Below are 6,410 nucleotides of genomic sequence, written 5' to 3'. Positions count from 1 at the left end.
GCTAAGATACAGGCTTCATCGCCATACCAATCTGCTTTCAGCGCTTGAAAGTTAATCCACATTTCAAGCTCAACCAGTAACGGCTTAAGCGAACTAGAAAAGCCGCTATCGGCGCTAATCGTAATCGGAAGTTTCTCTTGCTTATCAATATTGGTCATCGGTATTTACCGTCACTTTTTCTGGTCTAGTTCTATCGTTATAATACTGATTCTGCTGGCTAATGCCATTGGTTGCAACCACCAGCTATCACAAGCCCCACAAATCCTATCCAATAAAAAAATGCACTACTGAGGGTGCATTTACATAATTGCGTAGCTGTCGGTGTAGAGCTTAATCTATAGGACTCGCAGTGGCTGCCACAACTCTTTCGACTGCTTCAGCGCAGACAGTAACGAGTAATATTTCACTTTATACGGCCATTGATTTGATGGATGCCAAAAGTCGACAAAGTAATAACCTTCGGCTTGATACAACCATTCGGCAGACTTTTTTGGTTTACCTAACTTAGGCGCAATTAGTGGGTAGGTCGCACCGCAAATAATCAAATCAGGGTTAATAGCTTTGATTTGTCCAAGTAATAATTCCCAATCACTATCAACATATTTTGATAGTTCATCTGCCGCAGATGAGCTTTGGCCAGCACTCTTTTTGATATTGATAATAGCGCAGCTTTGAAAGGCTTCTTCGACCTTGGGATCTGATTTGTAACCTTCATCAAATGGCTGAATTTCATCAGTAGCGATAAGCTTATTAATACCATCAAGCCAGTGTGCTACAGACCACCACATCGGCTTACCTAGCTCTTTTAACGTTTTAGAAGCTAGGTATTCATTTAGCGCCCATTCTTGTTCGGTTTCAGTTGAACTTTCATAAGCCTCTTTCATCAGAAACAGCACTTTAACAGGTGCTTTTTCCCAAAGGTCTTTATTAAGAATCCCATCTTCAATGAAAAACTTTTCCTTGTGAAGTTCACGCTTCCGCCATGAAATAAAATCCATTTCTTACTCCTTTAAAATTGTGTTCCTCACAATAGGGGTTTTCATGACTCCTCAGGGTGATAAAAATCAAATTATTTTACTTTTACTCTAAAAGTCATGCGCTTAAAAACAAAAAAAGCGACCAAAAGGTCGCTTTTTCAATTCTTTAACCACCGGAAACCACCAAACTCACTGTTTCCGTAATGGCGTTACTGCCGATGATAAGACAATGAAGTTTGTCGTTTTCGCCGCGGAGTTGACTCCAGTCAAACTCCTTATTTCGAGATATGCGAAAACGTCAAACTGAGGCAGTATTATCAAGCCCAAGCAGCAATTACTCGTAGTCAGAGATTGGTGCGCAACTACACATTAAGTTGCGGTCACCAAACACATCATCAATACGGTTAACCGTTGGCCAGAACTTGTTCAGCTTCACCGCTGCCGTTGGGAACACCGCTTCTTCACGCGTATATGGACGCTCATCAAACGCTGGGTCCATAATGTCAGCTAGGGTGTGCGGCGCGTTGTGTAGCGGGTTGTTGTCCGCTGGCCACTCACCTGCTTCTACCTTGGCGATTTCGCCACGAATAAACACCATTGCCTCGATAAATCTGTCTAGCTCAACCTTAGACTCTGATTCTGTTGGCTCAATCATCAAGGTTCCCGCCACTGGGAAACTCATGGTTGGCGCGTGGAAACCATAGTCATTTAGACGCTTAGCGATATCCATTTCGGTCACGCCAGATGCTTCTTTAAGTGGACGTAAATCGATGATGCACTCGTGGGCAACACGGTCGTTACGGCCGGTATAAAGTACTGGGTAATGCGCCGACAGTTTCTTCATCATGTAGTTAGCATTAAGCAGTGCTACTTGCGTTGACTGACGTAGACCTTTTTTACCTAGCAACTTGATGTACATCCAAGTGATAGGCAAGATGCCTGCGCTACCAAATGGCGCGGCTGATACTGCGCCATTGTTGTCAGACTCAAGACCATGCTTAACCACCGCGTGACCGGATAGGAATGGCGCAAGGTGCTTTTTAACACCGATTGGGCCCATACCTGGTCCACCGCCGCCATGTGGGATAGCAAAGGTCTTGTGTAAGTTAAGGTGCGATACGTCTGCGCCAATAAAGCCTGGTGATGTTAGGCCTACCTGTGCGTTCATATTAGCGCCATCTAGGTAAACTTGACCGCCGTGATCATGGATCACATCGCAAATTTCAGCGATGGTCTCTTCGTACACGCCGTGCGTCGACGGGTAAGTGACCATGATGCACGATAGGTTGTCAGCCACTTCTGCCGCTTTGGCGCGAAGATCAGCCATGTCGATGTTGCCGGCTTTATCACAAGCCGTGACCACGATTTTCATGCCTGCAAGCTGCGCAGAAGCTGGGTTAGTACCGTGCGCCGATTGTGGGATTAGACAGATATTTCTGTGCGCGTCGCCACGTGACTCATGGTATTGCTTAATTGCTAGAAGACCCGCGTATTCGCCCTGCGCGCCTGAGTTAGGCTGCAGTGATACCGCGTCGTAACCTGTGATATCAATTAGCCATGCAGATAGCTCTTCAAGTAGCTGCGCGTAACCTTGCGCCTGATCTTGTGGGCAGAATGGGTGCATGTTGCCAAATTCTGGCCATGTAATCGGCGCCATTTCGGTGGCTGCGTTTAGCTTCATGGTGCACGAACCCAATGAAATCATTGAGTGGTTCAGGGCTAGGTCTTTATTTTCAAGACGCTTGATATAACGCATCATTTCCGTTTCGCTCTGGTAACGGTTAAATGTTGGGTGCGTTAAGATGGCATCTTTACGGATAAGTTCGCTTGGGATTGACGTGCTGCCGTTAGCAATAATCGCTGCATCAAGTGCTGCAATATCAGCGCTACCATTTGAGCTATCGTCATCACCTAGGATAACGGCAATTAGCTCAGCAACATCGCTGCGAGTCGTGGTTTCAGACAAACTTAAACCCACAATGCCATCACTGTCGATGCGCAGGTTTAGGCCTGCAGCTGCAGAGCGTGCTTGTACAGCCGCAACGTCTAAGCCTTTAATTGACAGGGTATCGAACCAAGTGTTGTTCAAGAGCTCAACGCCTTTTGCCGTTAGTGCAGCGGCAACGATGTCGGTTAGACGGTGAATGCGCTCAGCAATGGTCTTAAGGCCTTGTGGACCGTGGAATACCGCATAGAATGATGCCATGTTGGCAAGTAGCACCTGCGCGGTACAGATGTTTGAGTTAGCTTTTTCGCGGCGGATATGTTGCTCACGAGTCTGCATTGCCATACGCAGTGCGCGGTTACCACGAGTATCTTGTGATACACCGATAATACGACCCGGTAGTGAACGCTTATATTCGTCACGGGTCACAAAAAATGCAGCGTGTGGCCCACCAAAGCCCATTGGCACACCAAAGCGTTGTGAGTTACCCAATACTACGTCAGCGCCCATAGAACCTGGCGACTTAAGCAAGACAAGCGACATCATGTCGGCTGCAACCGATACCAGCGCCTTTTTCTCATGTAGCTGAGCAAATAGCTCAGTGAAATCGTTAATTTGACCTAGGCGGTTGGTGTACTGAAATAGCGCACCAAATAGCTCGTAGTTAACAGCGTCCTGTGCAGGGCCGACAATAACCTCAAAACCAAAACACTCGGCGCGAGTTTTAATCACGTCAACCGTTTGTGGGAACACATCGTCTGCCACAAAGTAGATGTTAGCTTTTTTCGCTTTAGAGACACGCTTAGATAGCGCCATCGCTTCTGCGGCAGCTGTGGCTTCATCAAGCAGTGATGATGAAGCGAGATCAAGACCAGTTAAGTCCATTGATACTTGCTGGAAGTTTAGAATCGCTTCAAGGCGGCCTTGAGCAATCTCTGGCTGGTAAGGCGTGTAGGCGGTGTACCAACCTGGATTTTCTAATACGTTACGCTGGATAACACTCGGTACTTCAGTGCCGTGGTATCCCATACCAATGTAGCTCTTGAAGACTTTGTTCTTGTCTGCAATTTTACGGATATAAGCTAAGCCTTCCGCTTCACCACACGAATCGCCAACCGCTAAATCACGGTTTAGCAAGATAGCGCCGGGTACGATTTGAGCGGTGAGATCTTCTAACGATTCAGCACCAACAAAATTAAGCATCTCTTGCTGCTGATCAGCACCTGGGCCAATGTGACGGCGTAGAAATAGTTCGTGCTGCTCTAACTGCGTAAGGGTTTCTTTGGTCATGGGTAACCTAGTTCCTATTTGCCAGTATCCTGCCTGTAGGGGGGCGGTGCTACCGGTCTCTTTAGTTTAGAATTCGATTGTTGTTTGGCTTATGTACGTTTGCTTGAATAGCTTGGCAAACGTATCTCGGCTCACACACTTTGACTGAAATATTATTAATTACATGTCTTTAGCTTTTGCGGCATAAGCCATATAACGAACAAAGCCCCACTCAGCGATGAGTTGGGGCTTTGTTTATCATCGACGCTTATTCTTCGTCGATAACTGCTTGATAACCTTCGGCATCAAGCAAGTTGTCTAGTTCAGTAAGGTCGGTTGGCATAACGCGGAAGAACCAACCATCACCAAATGCATCGCTGTTAACTAGCTCTGGAGAATCTTCCAGCGCTTCGTTAACGGCAATCACTTCGCCAGAAAGCGGTGCGTAGATGTCTGACGCCGCTTTTACAGATTCAGCTACTGCGCAGTCTTCACCCGCGCTTACGTCGTCGCCCACTTCTGGAAGCTCAACGAACACCATGTCACCCAAAAGCTCTTGAGCGTGCTCACTGATACCGACTGTGTAGCTTCCGTCTTCTTCTTTACGGATCCACTCGTGAGAAGAAGCATATTTAAGTTCAGCTGGGATATTGCTCATTGGTCTAAATCCTTATTCGATGTTCTAATTCTGTATTTAATAAGACGTTACACTGACTTGCCTGTAAGGCTTATATCAATTTTTGCACCTTTTTTACATCATAAGTGCAGCGATTTCATCTACTTTTTGACGTTTGCCACATTGTTTTAGTTCAACGAGGTAAATCTATTATTTTGTACGCTTTATTAAGCATTAGCTAAAAATAGATGAAATCGTCAATTTTGCTCTATCTTACATGCTGCGAATAAGCTTTCTATTCGCAGTATCACAAACCTTTTTCTGAGCTATTCAAACTCAGTAGCCATTATATGGTGGGTTTAGCCGATAGTTGCTTTGGATTCTAGGAGAAAGCGCGCAGTTGATAAGCATCAATGAGCACTTTCGACAACGAAGCCAATGCAAATAGCTATAAACCCACCAATATAATTAGAATGCTTGTTTACCGTTACGTACAAACGACGGTGCGATAACCTTTACTGGTACACGCTTTTTACGCATTTCAACTTCAGCTACGTCACCAATGCTGCGCGGTACGCGAGCCATGGCAATTGAGTAACCGAGTGTCGGTGAGAAAGTACCACTTGTGATGGTACCTTGCTGCTCAACACCGTCGCTATCGGTAAAGAATACTGACATGCCGTGACGGATAACGCCTTTAGCATCCATGATGAGGCCAACAAGTTTGTCGGTACCTTCAGCTTTAATCTTTTCTAACGCTTGGCGACCGTTAAAGTCGCGATCCGCTGGCTCCCACGCTACCGTCCAGCCCATATTAGCGGCTAGTGGGTTAACGCTTTCGTCCATATCTAGGCCGTAAAGGTTCATGCCTGCTTCTAGACGAAGGGTGTCACGTGCACCTAAGCCGCATGGGCGAATGTCCGCGTCTAAGAATGCTTGCCATAGGGCTTCGGCTTCTGATTCTGGTACGATAACTTCGTAGCCTGTTTCGCCGGTATAACCAGTGGTTGCGATAAATAGTGAGTCTGCTTGTACACCAAAGAATGGCTTCATACCTTCAATGGCAGCGTTTTGCGCGGCGTTAAATACTGTGGCAGCTTTTGCCTTAGCATTTGGGCCTTGAACGGCGATCATCGCCAGCTCTGGACGCTCGGTAACTTCAACGCTAAAACCGTTAACTTGCTCATTGATCCAAGCTAGGTCTTTTTCGCGTGTTGCTGAGTTAACAACAATACGGTACTCGGTATCTGATAGGTAATAAGTGATAAGGTCGTCGATGACGCCGCCGTTATGGTCAAGCATACCGCCATATAACGCCTTACCCGGAACTTTAAGCTTAGCGACGTCATTGGCTAGCAATTTACGTAAAAAGGCACAAGCGTCGTCACCAATCACATCAACAACTGTCATGTGAGAAACGTCAAACATACCGGCGTCCTGGCGAACCGCGTGATGCTCTTCAATTTGTGAACCGTAGTTAAGTGGCATATCCCAACCGTGGAAATCTACCATTTTGCCGTTCGATTCTAGATGCTTGTTAAAAAGTACAGTTTTGTTAGCCATTTTTATCCCTTCTTTGGGGTCTTCTAGTCTGCTGCTGATC

4 protein-coding genes are annotated in these 6,410 nt (G+C 46.3%); all 4 read right to left on the bottom strand.

All coding sequences use genetic code 11. The features are described from left to right. Positions 1-335: 335 nt before the first annotated feature. Positions 336-998 (bottom strand): hypothetical protein, encoded by a 663-nt coding sequence (locus ACVBJC_RS03940; protein ID WP_447159574.1) that lies wholly within the window; start codon positions 996-998, stop codon positions 336-338. Between the two features lie 313 nt (positions 999-1,311). Beyond that, positions 1,312-4,212, bottom strand: coding sequence for an aminomethyl-transferring glycine dehydrogenase (gene gcvP, locus ACVBJC_RS03935; RefSeq protein ID WP_447159573.1), 2,901 nt, complete (start codon positions 4,210-4,212; stop codon positions 1,312-1,314). A 247-nt stretch (positions 4,213-4,459) separates the two neighbouring features. Beyond that, on the bottom strand, positions 4,460-4,849 hold the full coding sequence (gene gcvH, locus ACVBJC_RS03930) for a glycine cleavage system protein GcvH (protein WP_447159572.1): 390 nt from the start codon (positions 4,847-4,849) through the stop codon (positions 4,460-4,462). Positions 4,850-5,275: 426 nt separating this feature from the next. Then, the gene (gcvT, locus tag ACVBJC_RS03925; protein ID WP_447159571.1) at positions 5,276-6,370 is read right to left on the bottom strand and encodes a glycine cleavage system aminomethyltransferase GcvT; all 1,095 of its coding nucleotides are present in this window, start codon (positions 6,368-6,370) and stop codon (positions 5,276-5,278) included. Between the last annotated feature and the right edge of the window lie 40 nt (positions 6,371-6,410).

This window comes from Shewanella sp. 0m-6, from assembly GCF_052977325.1.
Note: the sequence above shows the minus strand (reverse complement) of the source record. Positions and strands in the feature narration are given on the sequence as shown.